Genomic DNA, 25,309 nt, shown 5'->3' on the forward strand with positions numbered 1-25,309 from the left:
TCTTTACTTCGCCAAATATGTAAATATCATTGCCAAAACTCTCATAACTGTGTACAATGGCAACAAATTTTTACCGCTAAATACTCATGACTTATTCTGTAACAACTCTGCTAGACCACCCTACTTTTCGCCTGTCCGCTGTGGCTGTTGCCACCATCACGCTACTGTCCTGTGCTTCGGCTCCCCAAGCACCACAGCGACCCATCGTGGTTAAGACACCAACGCCCACGCCTGCCCCGTCTCGTGTGGTCATTGTTCAGCCCCAAACACCAACCGCCCCAATAACCGCCCCCACGCCCACGCCTGCCCCATCGGTAGAAAATCGTTACTATGGCAGTTTTGGCGATTGGAAAAGCGACTTTATCACTCGCACCATCGCTGGCGGTCATGTCTCTCATGCGGTGCATGCACTGATGGGCAGTGCCAGTCTCAACTCACAGGTCATCAGCCTAGACGGTCGCCAAGCCGAATTCTCCAAAATGCCGTGGTCGTACGTGGAATCTGCCGTTACCTCAGGGCGTGTCTCTAACGGTAGAGCCAAATTACGTGAATACCCTTCCCTACTCTCACGAGCCGAAAACCAATATGGTGTCCCCAAAGAGATAATGGTCGCCATTTGGGGTATTGAGTCCTCATATGGGGCAGGCACCGGCTCAACCGACTTAGTCGATGCCTTATCTAGCCTTGCCTTTGATGGTCGCCGTCGCAATTTTGCCGAAGGTGAACTGCTTGCCATGTTACAGATGATAGAGCGTGGCGATGTCAGCCGTTCACAACTGCGTGGGTCATGGGCAGGGGGCATGGGTCATACCCAATTTATCCCCTCTACTTGGATAAAATACGGCGTGGACGGTAACGGCGATGGACAAAAAAACCCGTGGACAATCTCGGACGCTCTCACCTCCACCGCCCATTATCTAGGGGCAAGCGGTTGGGTGTCAGGTGTGGACGCTTTTTATGAAGTTCGCCTGCCAACTGGCTTTAACTACCAACTCTTAGGGCAAAAACAGTCCCTAGAATCGTGGAAATCCTTGGGCGTGGTCTCTGCCAATGGCGAGTACTTTGGCGGTCATGCCCAAGCCGAGCTGTGGTTACCTGCCGGCGTGAATGGTCCTGCCCTGCTACTGACACCCAACTTTGACGTTATCAAAGTTTATAACAACTCATCTAGCTACGCCCTAGCCGTGGCAACCCTTGCCAAACGTATCGCTGGCGGTGCTGGCATTCGTGGCAACTGGCCACGCCACGAACAGCCACTGTCTCGCTCAGAAGTCATTCGCTTACAAGAAGCCTTAAACACCAAAGGTTACTCTGCCGGTAAAGCGGACGGCGTGGCAGGAGCGAACACCTCTCGTGCCTTTGCTCGCTGGCAGGCGGATAATGGACGCATTCCTGATGGTTTTATCACCCAAAACTCGGTGCGTGGCTTGGTCTGGTAATACAAAAGTCGGTGCGTGATGTACCGACTTTTTATTTAATCGCTCATCATGCGGTTAAGCCATCGTTGCAAATGATAACAATTTAAAACTTTTCATCTTGATAAAAATCTGTTAGATTATAGCACTTTTAACTTTTAACCTTTGGAGCTGTTATGAAAATCAAATCCCTACTACTGCTTAGCACCCTATTTTGTGCCAGTGCCTTTGCTGCACCGAGCAATCAATCCCTAGAAGAACTTGCCAAAATCATGCCTTACGAATCCACATTTTACCAAGCGGTCGTTGCCCCACTTGAAATGGAACGCATGGCAATCGCTCAGGGCATGGCACAGGACAATACACTCACCGACGACCAACGCAAAAAAGCCCTAAAAGCCTTTGACGACTATGCCGAAGGTCTTATTAAAAGCCTAGACACCAAAGCAACCAAAGACGGGCTTAAAAAATCCTACCTAAACGCCGCCAAGTCATTTAGTCAAGCCGAAGTGGATGCCATGATTGCTTTTTATGGCAGTAAAGACGGGCAAAGTGCCTTAAAAAAACAAGATGCCGTCTTTGAGTCCTATATGAAAAGTGCAGGCGAGAGCAACAAAAAAACCGTAGAAGCCTACGAAAACAAACATCTTAAAAAAATGCAGGATGATGTTAAGAAGATTTTAAATAAATAAGTTGCATAAAAATGGGTCAGAGTAAATCCGACCCATTTAGATTTTTACCCATTTTTATTAAAGCTTATTTATCACTGATTGTCTTACTAGCAACTGCTCCTACCGTGCCTGCCGTGCCTGTGATGACCGCTTTGCCACCTACGACCGAGCCACCAATTTTTGCCAAAGACGCATTGGTTAAGGCGATACCTTTTAATGTGCTAATCGCTGTGCCAGTTGATGCAGCTCCTAATGCACCCGTCGCCCCTATACTCGCTGCAATGGCAGGAGCGGCAACATATCCAGCACCACCTGTTGCTACGCCCACCGCAACGGCAGTTTTAACTGGGTTTTCTTTAACAAAATCCACCGCTCGGCTTAATAAGCCAGACTTTTTCTCTTTTTCTGTATCTATTACTGTGATAATCACTCGATTATCAACAATGGAAACTTTATTGGTTACGCTCATGGTTGACTCCATTTTAGACTAGGGGTTTTATAGATTTTAGCCACTTTCAGCCCTTTACGCCATACCCAAAAAGTGCTAAAATTTACCGAATTTCACTATTTTTTAGGGCGATGAGCAGTGGCTACCATTCATGAAAATATCCGCAAAATCAGAGACTTTCGCCAACTCTCCCAACAAGATATGGCGGAGCGTTTGGATATGTCGGTTAGTGCTTATGGCAAGATTGAACGTGGCGAAACGTCTATCATTCATAGCAAATTATCAAAAATCGCTGAGATTTTAGAAGTGGATATTTTAGACCTTTTGAAAAACAATTATTACAATTCCATTCATGGCTCACAAAATAATGCCAGTGCCATTGGCATTATCCAGCACCAAAATAATTATCACAGTGATAGCGAATTGTTACACAAGATTGAATTGCTTGAAAGTCGGCTAAGACACCAACAAGACATCATTGAGAGCAAAGATAGAGAAATAGAACTTTTGCGTAAATTAATAGAATAAGTCCGCCCTACCATCGCTTGCAAATCCTTATCATGACCCCATTATGATAAGGATTTCTTTTGATAACAACAACACCATGCAACAGCCCAAAACCACTCGTGCCAAAATCACCGAAAGTCAGCTTACCAAACAACTAGGCAATGACGATAAAGTCTTTAAAATGGTTACGCCCTTTGCCCCCAGTGGCGACCAACCAACCGCCATACAGTCCCTAGTGGACGGGGTCAAGGCAGGCAAAAAAGACCAACTTTTGCTTGGTGTGACAGGCTCGGGTAAGACTTATACCATGGCAAAGGTCATTGAGAGCTTGGGGCGACCTGCGATTATCATGGCTCATAACAAGACGCTGGCGGCACAGCTTTATGGCGAGTTTAAGGAATTTTTCCCCCATAATGCGGTAGAGTACTTTGTCAGTTATTATGACTACTATCAGCCTGAGGCGTATGTCGTGGCGAGCGATACCTTTATTGAAAAGGATTCTGCCATCAACGACCACATCGACCAAATGCGACTGTCCGCCACTCGTGCCTTACTCGAACGCCGTGATACCATCATTGTGGCGAGTGTGTCCGCCATTTATGGTTTGGGCGACCCTGAGAGTTACCTAAAAATGCTCCTGCACGTGGTCGTGGGCGATGTCGTGGACAGAACCAACCTTATCAAACGCTTGGTTGAGCTACAATACGAACGCAACGAGCTGGACTTTGGGCGTGGCACTTATCGCTTACATGGCGAGACCTTGGACATCTACCCTGCCGAGAGCGAACAGTTGGCGGTGCGGATTAGCATGTTTGATGATGAAGTCGAAAAAATCACATGGTTTGACCCTTTGACGGGCAAAAACATCAAATCCGTGCCACGCATTACCATCTACCCCAAATCTCACTACGTTACCCCACGAGAAAAATTAGAAGTGGCAATGGGTACGATTAAAGAAGAGCTTGCCGAGCGGTTAGACTATTTTCGCTCGCATGATAAGCTACTAGAAGCCCAGCGTATCAAAGAACGCACCCAATACGACTTAGAGATGATACAGCAGTTAGGCTACTGTAACGGCATTGAGAACTACTCTCGTCATCTGTCAGGGCGACAGGCAGGCGAGGCACCGCCCACACTTTTTGACTATCTACCGTCTGATGCGTTGGTGTTTTTGGACGAAAGCCACGTTACCGTTCCCCAAATCGGAGCGATGTACAAGGGCGATAGAAGTCGCAAAGAAAACTTGGTTAATTATGGCTTTCGCTTGCCGTCCGCCATGGATAACCGCCCCATGATGTTTGAAGAATGGGAGGCGGTCGTGCCAACTCGTATCTTTGTATCGGCAACCCCTGCCCCTTATGAGTTGGAACATAGCGAGCAAGTGGTCGAGCAAGTCGTCCGCCCCACAGGACTCATTGACCCCATACTAGAAATACGCCCCGTACTCACCCAAGTGGACGATGTGCTTGGCGAGATTAACCTGCGTAAGCCACTCAATGAGCGAGTGCTGATTACCACGCTCACCAAACGCATGGCGGAGGATTTGACCAGTTATTTAAAAGAATATGGCGTGCGTGTGGCATATTTACACAGCGACATTGATACGGTAGAACGCATGAAAATCATTCATGAACTTCGAACAGGGGTGCATGATGTGCTGGTGGGTATTAACCTTTTGCGTGAAGGCTTGGATATGCCTGAGGTGTCGCTTGTGGCGATTTTTGATGCGGACAAAGAAGGCTTTTTACGCTCGGAGCGGTCACTCATTCAGACCATTGGGCGGGCGGCACGGCACGTCAATGGCAAGGCGATTTTGTACGCTGATAGCATTACGCCGTCCATGCAAAAGGCGATAGATGAGACCGAACGCAGACGAGCCAAGCAAATCGCCTTTAATACCGAGCATGGCATTACGCCAAAATCGGCAAGCCGTGCCATCACCGATAAGATTGACACGGGCGAAATTGAGAGCGTGGACGCCCCAACAATTGATGTGCCTTTTGCCCTAAATGACATTGATGTGGAAATCCTACGCCGTCCTGAGCTTATGATAAAAGAAATTAACCGCCTAGAAAAACAAATGAAAAAACTCTCGGGTGAGCTAAAATTTGAAGAAGCGATGAGAGTGCGTGATACCATGCTGGCGTTAAAAGATGAGTTTAACAAACTGTAAAACATACTCCATGCTCAACTTAAAATTATAACTCATTGATTTTTAATAATTATTTTTTTGGTTGTAGGGGCGAATTGCAATTCGCCCTTGATAAATCAACCAATTATATAAAGTTGAAGTGGGACAAAATACGCCTTTTATGGTACACTTAACGGACACCCAAGGAGCATACCATGACCCAAATCATCATCAATAGCCCCACCGACAGCAGTTTGTCTATCATGTTGCCACTCAATGCGGACGGTAGTGTGGTGTTTCCTAAGTGGTTGATTGATGACTTAACCCATTCTCATCGCTTGGTAAGTTTTAAAAACAATCAAAAAACTGCCAAAGATGATGATGTACTTGCCATGATTGAAAATACAGGCGGACTGCTTGCCCCTTATGTCAAACAACCGCTAACCATTGATGAGATGAATGACGGCATAAACCACCATTTTTCACAAATGGATAAGGCGGAGTTATGATTAGTCTTGATACTAATATTTTGGTGCGTTATTTAACCAAAGACGATACCGTGCAATATCAAAAAGTGGTGACGTTATTTCAAAAATTACATACAGATAATGAACAAGGTTTTATCTCTTTATTGGTGGTTTTGGAAGTAAATTGGGTATTGGCATTTAGTTATAAAATCCCCAGAAATGAAATTATCCATTCGCTATTAGCTTTATTAAATTTTCCTTTTTTAACGTTTGAGCAAGCCAATCATCTACAACAAACCCTACTATACGCCCAAAATAATACTTTTGATTTGTCTGATTTATTGATAGCGTGCAAAAGTCGTAGTTTGCATAATTTGCCTGTTTGGGCGTACCCGCCTTTTGTATTTGCAATGAAAAATGAGAAAAATCGCACGTTTTTCAAGGAAAAAGTGAAGTTTGATAGCCATTCTATCAAACAAGCTTTTGACGATGAAAAACAAGATTTAGCCATTTTTCATGCAAAAACTGAAAGTTTAATTCTAAAAATTTTCAAAAACCAATTGAGTTACAAAGGGTGGGTACGCCCCATACCTTTGATAAAAAAGCAAGTCGGGCGGACGGTTTTGTTTTATTATAAACGGTTTTGTTTTGTTATAGAATATTATGCAAGAATCCCACCCCTTAGCCCCATTTACCCCACCCCATGCCAAAGTGCTGATGCTTGGCAGTTTTCCGCCACCGCCCATTCGCTGGGCGATGAATTTTTATTATCCCAATTTAAATAACGATATGTGGCGGATTATGGGTTTGGTATTTTTTGATGATAAAGAGTATTTTATTGACGGCAAAAAGTTTAAAGAAGCACTTTTAAAAGATTTTTTAACCCAAAAAGGCATTGCCATTTACGACACTGCCAAAACAGTCATTCGTGAAAATAACAATGCGTCCGATAAATTTTTAACCATTATCCAAAAATCCGACATCAAAGGCTTATTAGCCACTTTGCCTGATTGCAACCATATCATCACCACAGGCGAAAAAGCGAGCGAGATTCTATTGTCCAATTTTGATATAAAAATCCCAAAAGTTGGGCAATCGGTAGAGCTAACCTTTGACAATAAAATTGTTACTCTGCACCGTCTGCCGTCATCATCACGGGCGTATCCGCTTGTCCTTGATAAAAAGGCACAATTTTATAGGGCGGTGTTTGAGAAATTAGACTTATAAATATGATTGTATAACTACCATGCACAGCATGACCGCCAATAGGAGTTTTTATGAAATTATCCAACCCCACATTATTCCACGAACACGCACTCATCAATAACACATGGCAATCCGCCAAATCCGCCAATACCATAGACGTGTTTAACCCCTTTAATGATGAAAAAATCGGCACCATTCCCGATTTGTCCGCCGATGAAGTCGTAGAAGCCATCGGTTTTGCCGATGAAGCCCAAAAATCATGGGCAAGTCTAACCGCCAATGAACGAGCGGTCATTTTACACCGCTGGGCGGATTTGATTGATGAACATCGTGAAGACTTAGCCATCATCATGACCACAGAGCAAGGCAAACCCTTAAAAGAATCTCGTGGGGAGATTGGTTATGCCAACAGCTTTATCCGCTTTTTTGCCGATGAAGCCAAACGGGCGTATGGGGATGTGATACCCAGCCCGAACGCTAGCCTACGCTATGTGGTGCTAAAACAGCCCGTGGGCGTGTGTGCCAGTATCACGCCGTGGAACTTCCCGTCAGCGATGATTACCCGTAAAGTCGCCCCCGCCCTAGCGTCAGGGTGTGTGATGATTGTCAAGCCTGATAGCCAAACGCCTTTTTCTGCCCTTGCCCTAGGCGAGCTTGCCATGCAAGCAGGCATTCCTAAGGGTGTTTTACAAATCGTAACAGGTCAAGCGGACATTATCGGGGGCGTACTCACGTCCGATGAACGCATTAAAAAGCTGTCCTTTACAGGCTCTACTCGGGTCGGAAAACTGCTCATGGAGCAATGTGCCAGTACGGTCAAAAAGCTCTCCTTGGAGCTTGGCGGTAACGCTCCTTTTATCGTGTTTGACGATGCCGACATTGATAAGGCGGTCAAGGGGGCGATAGCGTCCAAATATCGTAACGCAGGGCAGACGTGCGTGTGTGCCAACCGCATATATGTTCATCAAAAGATAAAAGATGAGTTCATTGCCAAATTTACCAAAGAAGTCAATGACTTACACGTTGGCAATGGGCTGTCAGATGACACGGACATCGGCTGTCTTATCAATGATACCGCCGTGCAAAAAACCCAAAAACTGCTCCAAGATGCCCTAGATAAAGGAGCGACACTCATCACAGGGGGCAAGCCCCACCCCACACACGCACGCTGTTTTTTACCAACAGTCATCACGGACATCACGGACGACATGGACATCGCCCACGAAGAGATTTTTGCTCCGATTGCTCCGATTTTTGTGTTTGATGATGAAAAAGAAGTCATTCGCCACGCCAATAATACCCCCTATGGTTTGGCGTCCTATTTTTACACCCAAAGCCACGCCCGAGCATGGCGAGTGAGTGAAGCCCTAGAATACGGCATGGTCGCCCAAAATACAGGGCTACTCTCTACCGAAGTCGCTCCATTTGGCGGGGTTAAGCAGTCAGGGTTTGGACGTGAAGGCTCAAAATATGGCTTGGATGAATATCTCACCACAAAGTACTGGTGTATGGATGTAAGTTGATTAAATATTATGCAACCAAAAACCGCCATCCTATCTAAAATGGCGGTTTTGGCGTTTTTACCTTTACTTTTTACCTTTACTGATTAATCACGTCCACTCCCTTAGGTGGGGTAAAGCTAAATTGACTGGCAGGAATGTTTTTATTGATATTAATGTTGCTAAAACGAATCGACGTGGTCTGTCCGATACTGTCATTTAACACCATCATCACAGGCTTGCCGCCATTAAAACTGATTGACAAATCTCTAAAATTAGCCGAACTTGATTTGGGTTTTAGAACATAGTAGTTTTTGCCTTTGCTTGGCTGACTGACGGTAAAATTGCGTGTGATTTGATTGGGGTCGCCTGATAATAGCAATGCAGGTGCGTCCCCGACTTGGTTATTTACCGACTGCTTGGTTGCTTGTTGCAAGTCCTTATCATACACCCACATGGTACTGCCATTTGCCACGATGAGCTGTTCTGATGGCGATTTGGTGTCCCAGCGAAATTTGTTGCCACGCTCTACCGCCATGCTACCGCTAAAACTTTGGCTTTTCCCGCCTGCTTTAGTCGTTTGTGAGAAATTGGCGGTCATTGATTTGGTGTTTTTAAGCAGGTTATTTAAATTGGTCACTGCCGTGTCATTAGCATGAGCGGTCAAAGCCGTCATGGGAAGCAAAGTCAATGCCAATGTGCTTAGGGCGATTTTTGTATTCATGATAACTCCAAATAATAAAATGATTGGTTTGAATGCCTTATGCCACTTTTTATGGCTTTAAAGACTGATTAAAAGCTGATTAAAAAATTGTCCCATAATCATAAAACAGCCATTAAACGCTCTTAAAAAGCCATCAATGCAATTTAAGGCACTCTTGGAAAGTGGGGTCATTGTGCCACGTTTTTATGTTGCAATCTAGCCTAGTTTTGCAAAAATTTGGGGGTAATGTTACTTCTATGTGGCTAATTTTTGGCTAAACTTGATAATCGTGCCGTGATTTTATCAGTTTTGGCTTGTTTTTATCATTTTTATCAAAACTTTTGCCATTTTACCAAAATCATCGGTCAAATCAAATGTCGGCAATCGCCAACTTTTAAAAGATTTTAAATAACTTTAAATGAATGCCAATCAGGAATATTCATTGAAATTTCACCCAAATATTGGTAACATAAGCCCCCATTTTAATCATTTTAAAAAGACGGTGTTTTATGTATCTTAATCACAACCACACCTTACGCCCCATTCATCTGCGTTTGACGGGCGAGATTGTGGAACATTTGGAAAAAGTCAAGGGCGAGCATGGCTTTGAGTGCATTCAACCACTCATTCGCTTTTATATCCGTCAAGGGCTTGACCGTGATAATTCCGAATACTCTCTTAGTGATGATGTTGCCTTTATTAACGAACTCAAAGAACAAGGAGTCAGCGAGCAGTTAATAGAAAAAGCCTTGGAAAATGTCTGCAAAAAAGTTGACCAATAACTTTAATCAGCTTTAATCAGCCATCATAAGCAGTTGAATAAACGGTTGTTTTTTGGCGATTAATTGTTGCTTGTTTGTTACAATAATTTTGTTGTTTTAAACAAGAAATCATGGTAGTATTTTATAGAATACAAATGTATTTTACAATACCTGTATCGCCCAATATTTATCTGCTTATGGAGTATTGATGATGAAGTTAAAATCATTATTTATCGCTTTGATTGCGACCAGTGCCATCGGTTTTTCTACCAACATTTCTGCCAAAGTAGGTCCTGCCTATAACGGCGGTGGCTCATACGGATATGCCTGCACTCACCAAACCAATGGTAATGTACTCCTCCGTTCAGGCCCTGGTCAGAATTATAAAGTTCTAGCTCGCATGTCTAACGGAAGTGATGTTAGTATCATTGGCGAACGCAACTCTAATGGTTGGGTGTGGTACAAAGTTAAATTCGGTCGCAGTGTCGGCTGGGCTCGCTCAGATTATATTTGCAGTTAATCCATGATATTTAAAAGGCGAGCGATGCATTTTTTGCATTGCTCGTTTTGCAATCTGATTCAACCATTTTTATTTGGGTATTTTAAAAACCCACAACAATCCACTTAGTAATGGTAATCTAATAATGAATGATTTAGGTAATTTTATGAAAAAACGCACAAGAGATTTATTGATTGGTGCAGGGCTTTTGGGGGTTGGCACGGTTGGTGCGATTGCAACTTTTACAAACAACCAATCAGGCTCGGGGTATATCGCAAGCCCAAGCAAAAACACCGTTCACGTCATCAGCCAACCCACTAACCCTACCGCCATTGCCGACCAAAGTGGGCGGTCTTATACAGGGTACAACCAAAACCAACAGACCCATCATCAACACCAGCCACAGCAAGCGATGAACCAAGGCCCCGCCTATCAAGTAGAGCAAGGCAATTTTAACACGCCAACACCCCAATATGATGCTAATGCCACAGGTTCGGTATGTGCCCCCGAAGCTCTAAAAGTGGGTATCAAGCATTTTAGATATGCCGATGCCGACCCTAGCGACCTTGTGCCTAGTGGCTATGGCAGTGACCCAAAATTCAAGATTCATCGTGCCGCCAAGCCTGCCTTACAAGAGATGATTAAAGCGGCTCGTGCTGACGGGGTCACGCTAACCCCTGGCTCTATCTTACGCACGTCAAGCCGTCAAGCCCAAATCGTTGCCAATAAGAAAAAACAAGGGCAAAGTGCCAAGCAAATCTATCATACATCCTCACACCCTGGCTACTCTGAACATCATACAGGGCTTGCGGTGGACTTCTCCCCGATTGACCATAACTTTGCCAAAACAGCAGGGTATCGTTGGCTACAACAGCATGCCCATGAGTACGGTTTTTACCAAACTTTTACCCCTGACTATTCTAGATATAGTGGTGTTTCCGAAGAATCGTGGCATTGGCGTTTTGAAGGCAAAAACAAAGAGTTCTCTTATGTCTTTGCCGATAGCATCAATCGTCGCTGTTAATGGTTTGTTAAATGCATAAAAATAAAGCAGTTTTGGGACTGCTTTATTTTTATGATTTATATTAGGACTGCCCTGCCGTCCACTCTATCACTTCATCTAGTACATCATGGGCGTGCGTGTTATTGCCCGCCCCATCGGCATTGATGATGGCAACCACCACGTACATCTTACCTGACTGTCCCATGACATAGCCTGCAATGCTTGCCACATTATTTAGTCTGCCAGTCTTGATAAAGGCACGTCCGATGGCGGGACTATGGGGACGGCGTCTGGCAAAGGTTGCCATCGTGCCTGTCTGCCCCACAATCGGCAAAGACGCTTTAAATGTCTCAAATGTCGGCTTAGTCTGACTAAATGCTAACAGCTCACCCAACGCCCTAGGGGCAACCACACAATCTCGGCACAGTCCTGACGCTCGGCTCATGATGGGGGCAGGCGTGGTAAGATGTTGTTGCCACCATGTATTTATCAGGGCAAAACTTTTGGGGTAATCGCTCGTTTTTTGACCCATCATCAGAGGCAAAGATAACGCCACTTGCTCGGTCATGACGTTATTAGAGTATTGGTTAATCTGATATACCTGCTCAGACAAAGGCTTGGACGCAAAGGACAGCAAAGGCGATAACGTTCGCCCTGCCCCATCATAAGGCTGTCGCAACCTAACCTGCCCAACAAAGTCCTTATCAAGGGCTTGCCATGTACCTTTGACCGCTCTGGTAATAAACGCTTCGCTGTCAGCAAAGGTTAGCCACTCACTCGCCTGCCCACAGCTCACACCCACTTGTCCTGTGATGGTCAAAGTATCGGCAGATAAGCCAAATTTTGGCTTGGTGCGACATGACTGGATATCGCCCTGTATCATGGTCGGTGCGTGAAAATCCGCCAACTTTGGCAATACCTGCACCGCAACCGTCCCATCTGTCGGACGAAAATACGGCACAGGTTCACCAATCGTGACATCCTGCCCGGTTGTCTGCCCCGACCCAAACACCCATGTACCCGATGGTATCATACTCACTTCAAGCGTGCCAAAATTTATCAAAAAGGCATTGGGCTGGGCATTGTAGGCTCGCAGTCCCTGCCCGTCAAAAGCATTGACATCTTGGGCGACATTGACAAAGCCAGTATTATCGACAATGATGTCGCCCTTAATGTGACGCACGCCCCGAGCCGTCAGCTGTGAAAACATGGCACTAAGGCGGTCATGAGTCAGTGATGGGTCGCCACTGCCTTTGATGATAAGATTACCATACAGGGTATCACCCACCACCACGCCATCGGCATAGAGTCGTGTCTGCCAATGATAATCCGCCCCCAACAAATCTAAGGCGATGGCGGTGGTGATGAGCTTTTGGGTGGACGCTGGGGTGCGTGGTGTGTCTGCCAGATGATTGATAAGCGGGATTTGCTCCCCAGTCTCCCCAACCTTCCCAACAGGCTTAATCCAGACGCTCATCTCATGACCACTAAGCCCTGCCCTGCTCATCTTATCTGTGATGGCAGTTGGCAGTGGCACGGACGGGACGGCTTGGGGCTGGGCGTGTGACTCATGAGCATTTGCCAGTGGCATCGCCCCTGCCATCAACCCAAGCCAAATTAGGCAATACCTCATCAGACTTAGGCGAAACTTAGGCAAAATACTTATCCAACCCCTCTTGGATACCACTACTAATCATGCCCTTAAACGGTTTTGCCAAAAAGTTCAAATCCGCCTCAAAGATGACTTTATCACTGTCCAAAAACGCACGTCCATCCACACCCGCCTTAGTGATACTCACGGTATCGCTGTCCGCTCCCTCTTGGTAGGTCGCCTCAAAATCAAACTCTTGCTTTGCCTCTTCTAGCCATGCTTTGGCTTTGGTGCGAGCAGTGGCAAGGTCAAAGTTATGACGTTTTTCAATGCGTAAATCAGACATGATATTCTCTTTTTAAAATAATAAATGGTAAATGGTAAATGGTAAATGACAAGTTAAGTTTTTGGCAAAGTAACACCCGTTTGCCCTTGATATTTACCACCCCTATCTTTGTAGGACGTTTCACAGACTTCATCGGACTGGAAAAACAGCATTTGAGCCACGCCCTCGCCGGCATAGATACGGGCAGGTAGATTGGTGGTGTTACTAAACTCTAAGGTAACATGCCCTTCCCACTCTGGCTCTAAGGGCGTGACATTAACGATGATACCACAGCGAGCATAGGTGGATTTACCCAAACAAATGGTCAGCACATCACGGGGGATTTTAAAATACTCCACCGTGCGAGCTAGGGCAAATGAGTTGGGCGGAATGATACATTCATCGCCAACAATATCAATAAAACTACGTTCATCAAAGTTCTTAGGGTCAACGATGGCAGAATGCACGTTGGTAAATACCTTAAACTCATTGGCACAGCGGACATCATAACCATAGCTTGATGTGCCGTAGCTTACGATTTTCTCGCCATTGCTGTTATGGCGGACTTGACTAGGTTCAAACGGGGCAATCATCTCATGTTCGGTCGCCATTTGGCGAATCCAGCGGTCTGACTTAATCGACATGTTATTCTCTTATGATACGGGACAAAGCATTATAGCAAAATTCTTGGCTTTTTAAAATTAAAACACATGAAAAAACCGCCAAATGACGGTTCTTCTTGCCACACTTTTATAGCCAGTCATTCATGATAATAGTCATTTAACTTAGCAAACACCACAAAAAGCAAACCATAACATACCACACTGGTCACGAACAGTATCAGCAAGTTGGTTAAAGTTCACTCGTTATTAATGATGTTTGACAAAAAACCAAATGCCGACACGTTACCCCAAAACAGGTAGTTTATGAGTAGCTGTATGACAAAACCCACCGCACAAACCCCATGCGTGATGGCAGTTGCCTTTTTGGAATGAATGACAATAAAATAAACACCAATGGCAAAGACGATAAGATAAACAATAAATGACAGCAAATAAATCATGGAAATTCTCCTACCAATCCATTTTATGCCTGCAATAAAGCCCTACAAACATTAAGGCTTTTATTTTAAAACAATTATCAATCTCATGTCAAGACAAATCATCACTCTTGATAATAATCATAAGCCTTAATTAATATCACAAACAATGCCGAATAGCAAAAAATACTGATAAGGCACAGCACCATCAAATTAAAAGCACTGCGGTCATGGTCAAGATGAGCCAGTGATTCAAACGCCCCCAAATGCCCAAGTCCAACATAATTAATCAAAATCTGTGCACAAAAACCGATAAACACCAAAATGCCCACCCACCGCTCGGCACGGTCAGGCATTTTTTTGATGAATGCCATACCAAGGGCAAAAATCAGTGCGTACCACACCACCGATACTGCATAAATCATGAGAATCTCCCCGTGTAAACACAAATTGATTTAAAATGAATGATTTATATGTATCGCCATTGTAACACAATTTTTGGATTTTGGTTATGGAGATTTTTTAGACGGGTGTTTGTTCAGGACATACCCGCCTTTGGTATTTGCCACAACAAATAGATTGATTCATCAAGTTGTCATCAAGCCCACCACCGCCCCACTTAAAATCTCACAAAATCAATTCCTTATCCAAAATTTTCCCCATTTTGCCAAAAAAGTCCTGCCAAGCCATAAAAATTATGCTAAAATGGCACGCCATAAAACACATGATATAGTGATTTTATTTTAAAATAACACCATATTTAGGGCATGTTGAACATTGATAACATTCTTATAAAATAAGATGAAAAATTGACAATTTCAATCAATTTTTGCATGAAAAATGGCTAAATCTTGTTTTTCATCGTCAAAAACTTGCTTGATAGAATAACTATCAACCTGCGTTTTTTCCTTGAAAAACATGCGATTTTTCTCATTTTTCATTGCAAATACCAAAGTTCAACACGCCCTAGACAACAAGACCCAACTTCCCTTTATTTATAAAAATCAATCATCAGAGAGTGTCATGCAGTATTCTATCTTTCCCCAAACCAAAAACGACCCCCTAAAAGAACCCATGTTTTTTGGGCAAGCGGTGAACGTCTCTCGCTATGACCAACAGCGTCATCCTGTGTTTGAACAGCTCATTGAAAAGCAGTTGTCGTTTTTTTGGCGACCTGAGGAGATAGACGTTAGCCGTGATAGGATTGATTTTAGTGAGTTATCCGCCCCTGCTCAGCACATTTTTTTGTCCAACTTAAAATACCAAACCTTACTTGACAGCATTCAAGGACGTAGCCCCAATGCGGTGCTATTACCCATTGTGTCTTTGCCAGAGTTAGAGACATGGATTGAGACATGGTCGTTTAGTGAGACCATTCACAGCCGCAGTTATACGCACATCATTCGCAACATCGTCAATGACCCGAGCGTGATTTTTGATGATATTATGGATAACGAGCATATCCTTGCCCGTGCCAAAGACATCGCCATTTATTATGATGATTTGTACGAAGCCAGTCAGTTGTATAACTTGACAGGCAAAGGCGATTTGCGTGAACTCAAAAAGAAACTCTACCTATGTATCGTGGCGGTTAATGTGCTAGAAGCCATTCGTTTTTATGTGTCGTTTGCTTGCTCATTTGCCTTTGCCGAAAATAAAGTCATGGAAGGCAACGCCAAAATCATCAAGATGATTGCCCGTGATGAAGCCCTGCACCTAAACGGCACACAGCACATCATCAATCTCATGCGACAAGGTCAAGATGACCCAGAGATGGTGGAGATTGCCAAAGAATGCCAAGACGAAGCGATTGAGATTTTCCGTGTCGCTGCCGAGCAAGAAAAAGACTGGGCAAGCTATCTGTTCAAAGACGGCTCTATCATCGGTCTTAACCGTGATATTCTGTGCCAGTATGTTGAGTACATCACCAATACCCGTATGCTGGCGATTGGTCTGCCTGCCATTTTTGAGACCAAATCCAACCCCATTCCTTGGATAAATGCGTGGTTGTCATCGGACAACGTGCAAGTTGCCCCCCAAGAAACCGAAATCACCACTTATTTGGTCGGTCAGATTGACAGTGATTTGGACGGGGTGGATTTGGACGATTTTGAACTCTAATCACAAAAGTATCAATCATGCCGTGGATTTTTACAGACGAAATGCGGTTTTATCTGCATGAAGGCGAGAGCTTGCTTGATGGCATGTTACGCACCGAACATAAAGACGTGCGTTATATGTGTCGTCAGGGTTTTTGTGGGGCGTGTAAAATGCGTGTCAAAGGGGCAACAGACGCCCCCAAAGCCAAACAAATCCCACTGGCACACCTAGATGATGATGAAGTTCTGGCATGCTGTTGTGTGCCGACAGGGACGATGGTGGTCAGCTACGATACGGACAAACCAAACAAGTCAAGCAAAGCATGGCAACATCAGCGTACAGATGGGACGTGGCATTTACAAAAAACATCTATCATAAGCCGTCAGATTTTTTATAAAATAGACGGATGATGTGATTATGTGCTTTTGCTTATGACCCTAACCCGTTTTCCTATCAATAAAAAAACTCTACTCATCGGTGCCATTGCCCTTAGTCTGACGGTAGGCGGTATTGCTTTATCGGGCAGTCTGTCGGGCAACCTGTCTCGAAACCAAAAGTCCGCCAAAGATTCTGTTAATGCCGAGCCGTCAGCAGGCGTGGCGAGCATGGTTGTCGCCCCCGCCACGGCAAGTGTGGACAGCTCTGATAGCCAAACTCATACAGAGACAATGCAAGCGGTGAGTTATGTCGCCTTGGCTGACGCCACGCTTGATGTCGCCCAAAAACAAGACATCGCACGCCAAATCAAGAACTTAGAAAGCACAGGCAGTACATCGGGCGGTGTATTAACCCATGAGTTCAAATCCGCCACGCACGCCAAAATGTCTTATCGCTTTGGGCGAAAACAGTCCCTTGCCTTTGAAATGGTAAAAATCAAAGACGCTTTGCCGTCAGGCTTTGTGCTGACAGGGCGAGCGTATGAAGGGGTGCTTGGCGAGACGGGTTTTGATGGGGTGTACCGCCTATTTGAGCACCCTAGCACCAAAGCACGCCTTGAAATCACCGAAACCCACATTCATCCCGACAAGCCCTTAACGCTCATCAAAGAGCTGTACCGTGAAGACATGAACGGCACGCCCCTAAGATTTGAGCAACTTATCGATAAAAAGGGCGATGTCTATTATCATGGCGAGTTCGTGGCGGGCGACCGTTATGTCAGCATGACCAGTCGTGGCATGAATTTGCCTGAGTTTATGACGGTGGTGGACATGATGCTCATACAAGCCAAAGCGGTGCAAAAGGGGTTGTAGTTTTGCTGTTTATATTTACCCCTTAATCACACTACATCTTAGCACCACAATCAAACCCATCACGAATGGACTGTTCATGCTCATAAAGTAGGGGCAGTACCGTGCCAACGACCCACGCATGCCGATAGCCTTGCAAGCCCCCCGATAAGGCGTGCGTGTCATCGATGGGCAGACCTTGATAGACGTGATACATAAGCTCATTAATCCAACGCCCTTTTAGTAGGAGATTGCTAGGAATGTTTAGCAGGCGAGCTTGGGCGTCGGTAGCTTCGTCTAGGGCATGGCGAAAAGGCTTGGCTTTACTGGTATAAACGGGGATTTTGGCAGGCATGTCCGCTTGGGGCAGGGCTTTGGCTTCTTTGATGACACGGATTATCTCAGCACCATAACGGCGTAGGGCGGAGCGGTTTAGGGTGGTGTATGCCAAATCTTTCATGTTGGTTGGCAGGCTCTCAATAATCTCACGCAACGGCTGTTTACCAATGATAAAACTGCGTGGCTCGTTCACCGCCCGAGCCAGTGACTCTCGCCACATGGTCAAGCCCCGCAGTACCGCCAGTTGCTGTCTGGTGTAGGTCGGGGCAACATGGTCAAGATAGAGCTTATCATCGCTTAGGTGCTGAGTGTCGTACAGCTCTTTGGCATAGAGCGTGCTATCTTCATTGACATAGCCTAACACCTGTTTGTCACTAAGTGCCTGCACGACCGCCTGATGTAGGGCGAGCAGATAACGTACGTCATTGACCGCGTACAGTTCTTGCTCGGGCGTGAGTGGTCTGGCAAGCCAATTAGACTGACTCTCGCCTTTATCTAGTGCCACACCCAAAATTTCACTGACCGCTTGGCTATAACCCACTTGCAATTTGCCAGTCAGGTATGCCACGCCAATTTGTACATCAAAGACATTGGTCAAGGGCGGATTATTGGCAAGCAGATAAAATATCCCCAAATCTTCTCCGCACGCATACCACACCATGCTCGGCACTTCGCACAGGGCTTGCCAAAACTCGGTCAAATCAAGACGTGGGGCGTCCACAAGGTATATCCCTTTGCCGGTATTGACCTGCACCAATGCCAATATCGGATAATAAGTGTCACGCTTGATAAACTCGGTATCCAAAGCGACCACATCCACGCTGTCTATCTCATCAATCAGCTCATATAACTCATCATCTGTCCGCACCCATTGGGTTGGTAAATCAAGCAGGGCGTGCTGGTCATCATTGCTGAGATGAGCGTGGGGAAAGTTAAAATTGGCAGGGTTTTTTAAATCAGTCATTGTGGGTCTATGTGTCGAAAATTCCCCTAATTTTACACCAAAATCAGGGGAATGTGTGGTTATTTTAAGTATCAATCATAATGGCGTGTGATTTGTGTGTTGCAAATCTCCTTTGGCTTATGTATTATCTTTGCCTGCCGATGTCTTGGGCGTGGGCGGATTTAAGGTTGGTGGGCCTGCCAGTAGATGTTCATCCACAAACTGATTGGCACTGTTATGCTCGGCAGACTCTTCGGTGATGTACCATTGCCCTTTGCGATATAAGGTTAGTCTGTCACGCCCTAAGCCACGCAGTAAGCAGTACATCATCAAAAGCACGACGATGGCAAAGGGAAAGCCCGCCACAATCGCCGCCGCTTGTAGTGCTGACAAACCCCCTGCTGCCAATAAGATACAAGCGATAATGCCTTCGGAAGTCACCCAAAACAGGCGTTGCACTTTGGGTGGGTTGGTGTTGCCCCCTGCGGTAAGCATGTCCACGACCAGACTGGCACTGTCGGCACTGGTAACGAACCACAGTACAATCATGGCAAGAATGACGACCGTCAAGCCTTGGGTAAAAGGATAGTATTCAATGAATTTGAAAATAGCACTGCCTGTGTCATTTAATACCGCTGTTGTCAAGCCATAATCGCCAGAGAGTTCCATGTGGATGGCAACCCCACCAAAAGTGGTAAACCACAAAAACAACAGTAGCATAGGAACAAACAACACTCCAAAAATAAACTCTCTAATGGTGCGTCCACGGCTAATGCGAGCGATAAAAATCCCCACAAAAGGCGACCAACTTACCCACCATGCCCAATAAAAAATCGTCCAAGATGCTTGCCAATTGGTGTCGGCATAAGCTTCGTTCCACAGACCAACTTGTACCAGTGATGATGTGTAGTTACCCACATTCTCAACAAAGCTGTCAAAAATAAACTGTGTAGGACCTGCAACAATCATAAAGCCTAACATGATGAGCGTGCCGATGATGGTAACATCGCTAAGTAGTTTTACCCCTTTATTAAGACCTGCCATGACTGATAACGTGGCACAGGCGGTTATCCCTGCAATCAAGGCGATTTTTAATGTCAAACTTGGGGTAATACCCATGATGTCAGCCAGTCCCGTCTCTAACTGCATGACTCCTAAGCCTAATGATGTTACCACCCCAAACATGGTGCCGAATACTGCTAGGGTGTCAACAACATGACCCCATTTGCCATAAATTTTTTGCCCGATGAGCGGGAACAAGACCGAGCGAATGGATAGGGGTAGACCGCGCCGATAATGAAAATAAGCCAAACCCAAGGCGACCACGGCATACACCGCCCAAGCGTGTAGCCCCCAATGTAAAAATGAGTAGGTCATGGCTTCTTTGGCACTCTCCACGGTGCTAGGCTCGGCGGTGGGTGGTTTGGCAAAATGCAGCAGTGGCTCGGCTGTGCCCCAATAGAGCAGTCCAATCCCAATCCCTGCCGAAAACAGCATGCCAATCCACGAACCAAAACTATACTCAGGGGTCTCAGTCTGATGACCTAGGCGAATGTCGCCATAGCCACTAATGGCAATGTACAAACAAAACACCAAAGCGGCATTCATCAAAATGATAAATAAAAAGCCAAATCGTTCGGTGATAAAGGCTTGGGCGTTATTAAAGAGCTGTCCTGCCATCTCGCTAAATAAAGTGCCAAAAATCATAAAAATAACAATCAGCAGTGCAGAAGTCAAAAACACAGGTATGCTTACTTGCGGAAAAATACCAAGTCGTCCAATGGCTACTTTATTTATTACCGAATCGTGATTAAAATCTTTGGGCGTTTTGGCGGTCTGGTAACTGACTGATTTATCAAGGTCTTTATCGCTCATCATGCATCCTTATGGTTAATATATTTATTTGCAAAATTTCTTAATCATGATAGATATTAACAAAATTCATGATGGCTTACCACATAAAAACGTATTATTTCTGTACAATGACAAAAAATTAATAAATTTTTCCGATTATTGATAATATCACAAATTTGTAAATGATTGTTTTTTAAAGCAATCATCAAAATAAAGTTTGACAAAAAATGGTTTGGCTGTCATACAATTAAAAGAAAACAAATGTTTTTATTAAAAATATGCTTATTGACTGATTTTATGGCGTTTATTTTTGGTTTTAATATTAACAATTTGGGCGTATCATGTTAAGATAGACAGTATGACTCTATAACTTAGCCAAAACAAAAGGAAAACGACAATGTTAATCGAATTTACCAAAATGCATGGTTTGGGCAATGACTTTATGGTGATTGACCTAGTGACACAGCGGATGAATCTAACAAGCGAGTTGGTGCGACTGCTTGCCGACCGCCATTTGGGCGTAGGTTTTGACCAACTGCTTATCGTTGAGCCACCGTCTCGTCCTGATGTGGATTTTAAATATCGTATTTTTAATGCTGATGGACAGGAAGTGGCACAGTGTGGCAATGGGGCAAGATGTTTTGCGTCCTTTGTGCAGGCTCGTAAACTCTCCTTTAAACAGCGTTTGCGTGTGGAGACAGCAAGCGGGGTCATCACGCTGACCACTGACCGTTATGGTTGGGTGCAGGTGGACATGGGTAAGCCCAAATTTGAGCCTGCCGAGATTCCTTTTGCTCCCCAAGCCATCACCAAAGTGGGTAATTCTTACCGCCTAAATGTCGATGGCGAGCCTGTTCAGCTCTACCTTGCCAACATGGGCAATCCCCATGCGGTCATTTTGGTGGATGATGTATTGACTGCCGATGTGGCACGTCTGGGCAAGCTCATCGAGAGTCATGAAGCATTCCCCGAGCGTGTCAATGTCGGTTTTGTCCAAATTGTTAATCAACGCCATGTCCGCTTGCGTGTCTATGAACGTGGTGTGGGCGAGACGCAGGCGTGTGGCACAGGTGCATGTGCGGCGGTCGCTGTGGGCGTGCGTGAAGGTTGGATTGATGAAGGGGTTGATGTGCGAGTTCAGCTCTATGGCGGTAGCCTTGCCGTGCGTTATCAAGAAGGCTACTCGGTGATGATGACAGGACCGACATCCTTTGTCTATGAAGGGGTGTTTAGCCCTGATGGACTGGCAGCACAGGCAGGGATTAACCTGACACCAACCGAAGATTATGACGCCTAAATCAGCCATCTGCCAAATTAAACCCTTGCTGTTGCAGGGGTTTTTGTTAAACTAGGTTTTAAATGACATCCACCATTGGTATGTCATGTTTATAAAAATGCCGTCTGTTTAGCACACTCCAAGCTCAGGCACATCAAGCCCCTGCTTGGCATAAAATGTTGCCACAAATTCATCAAAGGTTTCATTTTCTAGGCTTTCACGAATGCCTTTCATAAGATTTTGATAATAACGCAAATTATGAATGGTGTTAAGCTGAGCTGAGAGCATTTCGCCACATTTGTGCAAATGGTGCAAATAGGCACGGCTAAAATTTTGGCAAGTGTAGCAGTCGCATTCGCTATCTAGCGGATTTTTGTCGTGGCGATGAATGGCATTTTTTATCTTGACCGCCCCTGTACTGGTAAACAGGTGTCCGTTACGGGCGTTACGGGTTGGCATGACACAGTCAAACATATCCACGCCCCGTCTTACCGCTTCCACGATGTCGGACGGTGTTCCCACACCCATAAGATAGCGTGGTTTATCAGACGGCATACGGTTTGGCAGATAATTTAATACTTTTATCATCTCGTCTTTTGGTTCGCCCACCGACAGTCCGCCAATGGCATAGCCGTCAAAGGGCATGTCGGTCAAGGCGGTCAAGGACTGCATACGCAAATCTTCGTACATACTGCCTTGCACGATACCAAACAGGGCGTTTTTGTTGCCCAGTTTATGATGTTCATCAAGACAGCGTTGTCCCCAGCGAAGCGATAATTCAAGCGACTTTTGGGCTTCAATGTGTGTGGCAGGATAAGGCGTGCATTCGTCAAACTGCATGACGATGTCGGAGTTTAGGGAGTGTTGGATTTGCATGGAAATCTCAGGCGACAAAAACACCTTTGAGCCGTCCACAGGCGAACGAAAATGCACGCCTTCTTCGGTGATTTTTCTCATTGCACCAAGGCTAAACACCTGAAAACCGCCCGAATCGGTCAAAATCGGCTTATCCCAACCGATAAAATCATGCAATCCGCCAAATTCATCAATCACGCTCGTGGTCGGACGTAGCCACAGATGAAAGGTGTTGCCCAAAATAATGTCCGCCCCAATGGCGTGAATGTCTCGTGGAAGCATACCCTTGACCGTGCCATACGTCCCCACAGGCATAAAGGCAGGGGTGGCGACGTCGCCATGAGCTAGGTGTACCGTGCCACGGCGAGCTCGGGTTTTTGTGTCGGTTTTATGTAGCGTGAATTTCATATCATCATCAAATAAAAAAGTGGCGTATTATAGCAATATTTACCAATTTTAGCAAATTAACCATATAATTGCTCTCGTATTTCAATTAACGTTTTTATTGCCAAATAATGTTCGGGGATTTCTGGTAAATCACTTTGCTCAAATGTCAATTCCACGTCTTTTATTAACTCATCTGCTTTTTGTAATAACTCATCATAATCAAATTGCCCTGATTTAATTGCAAGTAGCTCATCACGATTATTACGCTCCACAATCACTTTGCCTAATTTGGCAATATCTAAGGCAGTATATAACAGCCGAAAAGTGTGCATGATATTTTTGGCATCATAGCCTTTGCCATGATTGGCGGTGGACTCATAACGCTCATGATTACGTTTTTCTACCCATTCCCAATACTCTTTATAATCTTGGCAATATTTGCTATATCCCATTTGATTAAATGACAAATAAGCAATGGGCGATACATCTTTGGGAATAGAACTTAATAGCACATCATGGCTGTCATCGTGAATAATCCCCCGATAGTCGCCGACAAACATCGCATACATATGACTGGCGTGGGGCATTTTGGATAAGCCGATTTGCGATTGGGTAAGATTATGATTATCTAGCCAATCTATCAAATCCACGCTTTTTTGATTGTCAAATACCACACAAAATTCCAATAGGCTCTTTTTGTCTTTACTCATCGGATTGACGATTTTTTTATTTAAGCCACGAGATTTTTTAATTTGGCTCACGGCAAATCCTGCAAAGGTTTTTTGGCATAATTTGGAAATAAACCAATCAGGATTAAACTTATCCATAATAGGGTGCTTATATAATATCTTATCGCTTGGCGTGGCAAGGAGTTCCATAATATTGGGATTATTTTGTAATAATAAATCTACAAATCGCCCAAGCTCATAATACACCACGTCATTGGTGTCGTTACTCACCTGTGGCACATAATCATCGTGCAAACCGTAATAATAGGGCTTGGGCAAATAAAACACGCCTTTAATATCCGTATCTGATGACGGCGTATCTAATCCATAAGCACGACTGCCCGAGATACATTCTAATAAAATCAGGTTATTAGATTTTAGGTAATCAATGGTTATCATGAATTTTCTCGTTAATTTTATATAGGATTTTTAATACAGAATGGTAAATTCAATTTACCCTGTGATAAAGCATTTCTAGGCGAATAAATTGCCCCTACACGTCCACATTAAAAAATTATCTTAAAGTTATTTAAAAACAATTTTTCTAAATAACTCATTTAACACACCAACATCGCCTTTTTGTTTTTTATCAAAAGTTAAATCTTGGGTTGTTTGCCAAAGATGTTTGGTAAGTATTTGCATGGATAGGGGTAATTCATATAAATATTTTTCGCCATGTGATTGTTTTAAATAAATAATATGATTTAATTCATCAACATCATCAGGATTTAACAAGCCAAACATTTCGTTCATGCATACAGGGGGCATGGTTTGGTATTCTTTTATCCATAGGCTTGCAAGTAATGCACGAATCAGATAACACCATTTTTTAAGTTTTATCGGACGTGATATATCTAGCTCGCCATTTGCCTTTTTTGCCATGCCTTGATAATGATGATAAACCTCTTGGGGATTAAAAAAGTCTGATTGGATATATTTAATCTCTTTAATAAATTCATCATCGCCATGATAAATAATGGGCGAATTTAACCATTCAAAAATCACGGCATTGGATTTATGAATGTGTACCAACGCTTTTTTAATATCCCAACCACCAATATCAAATGGCACATCAAATAACTCATGATTGATAAATTCAAACGTGTCTTTGTCATCATAAATTTGCAAATACCAATCGGGCGTATGATGATAAATGAGCCGTACGTCAAAATCGCTATCAAAACTGGCAAAACCCCATGCCCGACTACCACTTTCTATGGCGTGTAATGGTGTAATGGCGTGGGCGTGGCAAGTGGTGTGTAGGGTGTGGGTGATTTGGCTATGGTAGTCGGTGTTGGTCATAATTAACCCCAAAAAATAGATGTTATTATAACAA

At 44.4% G+C, this 25,309-nt stretch carries 27 protein-coding genes; 14 read left to right on the forward strand and 13 right to left on the reverse strand.

Features of this window, described 5'->3' with window-relative positions:
- The first annotated feature begins 86 nt into the window (after positions 1-86).
- Complete coding sequence (locus AAHK14_RS12560; RefSeq protein WP_083108060.1) at positions 87-1,439, forward strand: lytic murein transglycosylase; 1,353 nt, start codon at positions 87-89, stop codon at positions 1,437-1,439.
- A gap of 152 nt (positions 1,440-1,591) precedes the next feature.
- Entirely contained in the window at positions 1,592-2,107 is a 516-nt protein-coding gene (locus tag AAHK14_RS12565) for a DUF2059 domain-containing protein (RefSeq protein ID WP_065255848.1), read from the forward strand.
- 64 nt (positions 2,108-2,171) lie between these two features.
- Here the strand turns inward: AAHK14_RS12565 and AAHK14_RS12570 are convergent, their stop codons facing one another.
- Complete coding sequence (locus AAHK14_RS12570; protein WP_065255849.1) at positions 2,172-2,555, reverse strand: hypothetical protein; 384 nt, start codon at positions 2,553-2,555, stop codon at positions 2,172-2,174.
- A 117-nt stretch (positions 2,556-2,672) separates the two neighbouring features.
- Between AAHK14_RS12570 and AAHK14_RS12575 the strand changes: the two genes are divergently transcribed.
- From AAHK14_RS12575 to AAHK14_RS12595, 5 genes are all read left to right on the forward strand, one after another.
- Positions 2,673-3,062, forward strand: coding sequence for a helix-turn-helix transcriptional regulator (locus AAHK14_RS12575; protein WP_083108058.1), 390 nt, complete (start codon positions 2,673-2,675; stop codon positions 3,060-3,062).
- Between the two features lie 76 nt (positions 3,063-3,138).
- On the forward strand, positions 3,139-5,214 hold the full coding sequence (uvrB, locus tag AAHK14_RS12580; protein WP_065255850.1) for an excinuclease ABC subunit UvrB: 2,076 nt from the start codon (positions 3,139-3,141) through the stop codon (positions 5,212-5,214).
- Between the two features lie 173 nt (positions 5,215-5,387).
- Positions 5,388-5,681: a hypothetical protein gene (locus AAHK14_RS12585; protein ID WP_065255851.1), complete on the forward strand. Its 294-nt coding sequence runs from the start codon at positions 5,388-5,390 to the stop codon at positions 5,679-5,681.
- Positions 5,682-6,302: 621 nt separating this feature from the next.
- Positions 6,303-6,866 (forward strand): uracil-DNA glycosylase family protein, encoded by a 564-nt coding sequence (locus tag AAHK14_RS12590; protein ID WP_194092532.1) that lies wholly within the window; start codon positions 6,303-6,305, stop codon positions 6,864-6,866.
- Between the two features lie 50 nt (positions 6,867-6,916).
- Positions 6,917-8,368: an NAD-dependent succinate-semialdehyde dehydrogenase gene (locus tag AAHK14_RS12595; RefSeq protein WP_065255854.1), complete on the forward strand. Its 1,452-nt coding sequence runs from the start codon at positions 6,917-6,919 to the stop codon at positions 8,366-8,368.
- Positions 8,369-8,444: 76 nt separating this feature from the next.
- On the opposite strand, the gene lolA is transcribed toward AAHK14_RS12595, so the two are convergent.
- A complete protein-coding gene (lolA, locus tag AAHK14_RS12600; RefSeq protein WP_065255855.1) occupies positions 8,445-9,068 on the reverse strand; it encodes an outer membrane lipoprotein chaperone LolA in 624 nt (207 codons plus the stop codon).
- Between the two features lie 488 nt (positions 9,069-9,556).
- Between lolA and AAHK14_RS12605 the strand changes: the two genes are divergently transcribed.
- The 3 genes from AAHK14_RS12605 to AAHK14_RS12615 all read left to right on the forward strand — a co-directional run bounded on the left by AAHK14_RS12605 (position 9,557) and on the right by AAHK14_RS12615 (position 11,331).
- Positions 9,557-9,829, forward strand: a complete 273-nt coding sequence (locus tag AAHK14_RS12605; protein WP_062498883.1) for a hypothetical protein — start codon at positions 9,557-9,559, stop codon at positions 9,827-9,829.
- A 187-nt stretch (positions 9,830-10,016) separates the two neighbouring features.
- On the forward strand, positions 10,017-10,328 hold the full coding sequence (locus tag AAHK14_RS12610) for an SH3 domain-containing protein (protein ID WP_083108056.1): 312 nt from the start codon (positions 10,017-10,019) through the stop codon (positions 10,326-10,328).
- Positions 10,329-10,473: 145 nt separating this feature from the next.
- Complete coding sequence (locus AAHK14_RS12615; protein WP_065255856.1) at positions 10,474-11,331, forward strand: M15 family metallopeptidase; 858 nt, start codon at positions 10,474-10,476, stop codon at positions 11,329-11,331.
- A 61-nt stretch (positions 11,332-11,392) separates the two neighbouring features.
- On the opposite strand, the gene AAHK14_RS12620 is transcribed toward AAHK14_RS12615, so the two are convergent.
- From AAHK14_RS12620 to AAHK14_RS12645, 6 genes are all read right to left on the reverse strand, one after another.
- Positions 11,393-12,967, reverse strand: a complete 1,575-nt coding sequence (locus AAHK14_RS12620; protein WP_156065093.1) for a D-alanyl-D-alanine carboxypeptidase — start codon at positions 12,965-12,967, stop codon at positions 11,393-11,395.
- On the reverse strand, positions 12,960-13,247 hold the full coding sequence (locus AAHK14_RS12625; RefSeq protein ID WP_065273985.1) for a polyhydroxyalkanoic acid system family protein: 288 nt from the start codon (positions 13,245-13,247) through the stop codon (positions 12,960-12,962). The genes AAHK14_RS12620 and AAHK14_RS12625 overlap by 8 nt, the downstream gene beginning before the upstream one ends.
- A gap of 53 nt (positions 13,248-13,300) precedes the next feature.
- Positions 13,301-13,870: a dCTP deaminase gene (gene dcd / locus AAHK14_RS12630; RefSeq protein WP_065255859.1), complete on the reverse strand. Its 570-nt coding sequence runs from the start codon at positions 13,868-13,870 to the stop codon at positions 13,301-13,303.
- 215 nt (positions 13,871-14,085) lie between these two features.
- Positions 14,086-14,289, reverse strand: a complete 204-nt coding sequence (locus tag AAHK14_RS12635; RefSeq protein WP_062498889.1) for a hypothetical protein — start codon at positions 14,287-14,289, stop codon at positions 14,086-14,088.
- Between the two features lie 101 nt (positions 14,290-14,390).
- Positions 14,391-14,690: a hypothetical protein gene (locus tag AAHK14_RS12640; protein ID WP_062498890.1), complete on the reverse strand. Its 300-nt coding sequence runs from the start codon at positions 14,688-14,690 to the stop codon at positions 14,391-14,393.
- A gap of 393 nt (positions 14,691-15,083) precedes the next feature.
- Positions 15,084-15,206, reverse strand: coding sequence for a hypothetical protein (locus AAHK14_RS12645; RefSeq protein ID WP_255518621.1), 123 nt, complete (start codon positions 15,204-15,206; stop codon positions 15,084-15,086).
- Positions 15,207-15,288: 82 nt separating this feature from the next.
- Here AAHK14_RS12645 and nrdB point away from each other — a divergent pair, with 82 nt between their 5' ends.
- From nrdB to AAHK14_RS12660, 3 genes are read left to right on the forward strand one after another with little or no spacing between them, the layout of a single operon-like run.
- Entirely contained in the window at positions 15,289-16,386 is a 1,098-nt protein-coding gene (nrdB, locus tag AAHK14_RS12650; RefSeq protein ID WP_065255896.1) for a class Ia ribonucleoside-diphosphate reductase subunit beta, read from the forward strand.
- A 17-nt stretch (positions 16,387-16,403) separates the two neighbouring features.
- Positions 16,404-16,775, forward strand: a complete 372-nt coding sequence (locus tag AAHK14_RS12655) for a 2Fe-2S iron-sulfur cluster-binding protein (RefSeq protein WP_065255861.1) — start codon at positions 16,404-16,406, stop codon at positions 16,773-16,775.
- A 21-nt stretch (positions 16,776-16,796) separates the two neighbouring features.
- Positions 16,797-17,615: a hypothetical protein gene (locus AAHK14_RS12660; RefSeq protein ID WP_065255862.1), complete on the forward strand. Its 819-nt coding sequence runs from the start codon at positions 16,797-16,799 to the stop codon at positions 17,613-17,615.
- Positions 17,616-17,646: 31 nt separating this feature from the next.
- On the opposite strand, the gene AAHK14_RS12665 is transcribed toward AAHK14_RS12660, so the two are convergent.
- Together AAHK14_RS12665 and AAHK14_RS12670 are read right to left on the reverse strand one after the other, a co-directional pair.
- Positions 17,647-18,894 (reverse strand): HRDC domain-containing protein, encoded by a 1,248-nt coding sequence (locus AAHK14_RS12665; RefSeq protein WP_065255863.1) that lies wholly within the window; start codon positions 18,892-18,894, stop codon positions 17,647-17,649.
- Positions 18,895-19,011: 117 nt separating this feature from the next.
- Positions 19,012-20,670: a BCCT family transporter gene (locus AAHK14_RS12670; protein WP_065255897.1), complete on the reverse strand. Its 1,659-nt coding sequence runs from the start codon at positions 20,668-20,670 to the stop codon at positions 19,012-19,014.
- A 454-nt stretch (positions 20,671-21,124) separates the two neighbouring features.
- On the opposite strand from AAHK14_RS12670, the gene dapF reads away from it, so the two are divergent.
- Complete coding sequence (dapF, locus tag AAHK14_RS12675) at positions 21,125-22,024, forward strand: diaminopimelate epimerase (RefSeq protein ID WP_065255864.1); 900 nt, start codon at positions 21,125-21,127, stop codon at positions 22,022-22,024.
- A 108-nt stretch (positions 22,025-22,132) separates the two neighbouring features.
- Here dapF and tgt read toward each other — a convergent pair whose 3' ends face one another.
- From tgt to AAHK14_RS12690, 3 genes are all read right to left on the reverse strand, one after another.
- Positions 22,133-23,266 (reverse strand): tRNA guanosine(34) transglycosylase Tgt, encoded by a 1,134-nt coding sequence (tgt, locus tag AAHK14_RS12680; RefSeq protein ID WP_065255865.1) that lies wholly within the window; start codon positions 23,264-23,266, stop codon positions 22,133-22,135.
- A 56-nt stretch (positions 23,267-23,322) separates the two neighbouring features.
- Entirely contained in the window at positions 23,323-24,372 is a 1,050-nt protein-coding gene (locus tag AAHK14_RS12685; RefSeq protein WP_065255866.1) for a nucleotidyltransferase domain-containing protein, read from the reverse strand.
- Between the two features lie 126 nt (positions 24,373-24,498).
- Positions 24,499-25,275 carry a nucleotidyltransferase domain-containing protein gene (locus AAHK14_RS12690; protein ID WP_194092533.1) on the reverse strand — a complete coding sequence of 259 codons (777 nt, stop codon included), beginning with the start codon at positions 25,273-25,275 and terminating at the stop codon, positions 24,499-24,501.
- Positions 25,276-25,309 lie beyond the last annotated feature (34 nt).

Origin of the sequence: Moraxella sp. K1664 (genome assembly GCF_039693965.1) — a bacterium.
Taxonomy (GTDB): Bacteria; Pseudomonadota; Gammaproteobacteria; order Pseudomonadales; family Moraxellaceae; genus Moraxella.

Bases quoted from the DNA above. Each gene is read 5' to 3' on its own strand.
- AAHK14_RS12615 (WP_065255856.1), top strand. From the start codon at position 10,474: ATGAAAAAACGCACAAGAGATTTATTGATTGGTGCAGGGCTTTTGGGG.
- dapF (WP_065255864.1), top strand. From the start codon at position 21,125: ATGTTAATCGAATTTACCAAAATGCATGGTTTGGGCAATGACTTTATG.
- AAHK14_RS12585 (WP_065255851.1), top strand. From the start codon at position 5,388: ATGACCCAAATCATCATCAATAGCCCCACCGACAGCAGTTTGTCTATC.
- AAHK14_RS12605 (WP_062498883.1), top strand. From the start codon at position 9,557: ATGTATCTTAATCACAACCACACCTTACGCCCCATTCATCTGCGTTTG.
- lolA (WP_065255855.1), bottom strand. From the start codon at position 9,068: ATGAATACAAAAATCGCCCTAAGCACATTGGCATTGACTTTGCTTCCC.
- AAHK14_RS12655 (WP_065255861.1), top strand. From the start codon at position 16,404: ATGCCGTGGATTTTTACAGACGAAATGCGGTTTTATCTGCATGAAGGC.
- AAHK14_RS12625 (WP_065273985.1), bottom strand. From the start codon at position 13,247: ATGTCTGATTTACGCATTGAAAAACGTCATAACTTTGACCTTGCCACT.
- uvrB (WP_065255850.1), top strand. From the start codon at position 3,139: ATGCAACAGCCCAAAACCACTCGTGCCAAAATCACCGAAAGTCAGCTT.
- AAHK14_RS12690 (WP_194092533.1), bottom strand. From the start codon at position 25,275: ATGACCAACACCGACTACCATAGCCAAATCACCCACACCCTACACACC.
- dcd (WP_065255859.1), bottom strand. From the start codon at position 13,870: ATGTCGATTAAGTCAGACCGCTGGATTCGCCAAATGGCGACCGAACAT.
- AAHK14_RS12590 (WP_194092532.1), top strand. From the start codon at position 6,303: ATGCAAGAATCCCACCCCTTAGCCCCATTTACCCCACCCCATGCCAAA.
- AAHK14_RS12635 (WP_062498889.1), bottom strand. From the start codon at position 14,289: ATGATTTATTTGCTGTCATTTATTGTTTATCTTATCGTCTTTGCCATT.
- AAHK14_RS12610 (WP_083108056.1), top strand. From the start codon at position 10,017: ATGATGAAGTTAAAATCATTATTTATCGCTTTGATTGCGACCAGTGCC.
- AAHK14_RS12660 (WP_065255862.1), top strand. From the start codon at position 16,797: ATGACCCTAACCCGTTTTCCTATCAATAAAAAAACTCTACTCATCGGT.
- AAHK14_RS12560 (WP_083108060.1), top strand. From the start codon at position 87: ATGACTTATTCTGTAACAACTCTGCTAGACCACCCTACTTTTCGCCTG.
- AAHK14_RS12640 (WP_062498890.1), bottom strand. From the start codon at position 14,690: ATGATTTATGCAGTATCGGTGGTGTGGTACGCACTGATTTTTGCCCTT.
- tgt (WP_065255865.1), bottom strand. From the start codon at position 23,266: ATGAAATTCACGCTACATAAAACCGACACAAAAACCCGAGCTCGCCGT.
- AAHK14_RS12565 (WP_065255848.1), top strand. From the start codon at position 1,592: ATGAAAATCAAATCCCTACTACTGCTTAGCACCCTATTTTGTGCCAGT.
- AAHK14_RS12645 (WP_255518621.1), bottom strand. From the start codon at position 15,206: ATGAAAAATGAGAAAAATCGCATGTTTTTCAAGGAAAAAACGCAGGTT.
- AAHK14_RS12685 (WP_065255866.1), bottom strand. From the start codon at position 24,372: ATGATAACCATTGATTACCTAAAATCTAATAACCTGATTTTATTAGAA.
- AAHK14_RS12595 (WP_065255854.1), top strand. From the start codon at position 6,917: ATGAAATTATCCAACCCCACATTATTCCACGAACACGCACTCATCAAT.
- nrdB (WP_065255896.1), top strand. From the start codon at position 15,289: ATGCAGTATTCTATCTTTCCCCAAACCAAAAACGACCCCCTAAAAGAA.
- AAHK14_RS12570 (WP_065255849.1), bottom strand. From the start codon at position 2,555: ATGAGCGTAACCAATAAAGTTTCCATTGTTGATAATCGAGTGATTATC.
- AAHK14_RS12665 (WP_065255863.1), bottom strand. From the start codon at position 18,894: ATGACTGATTTAAAAAACCCTGCCAATTTTAACTTTCCCCACGCTCAT.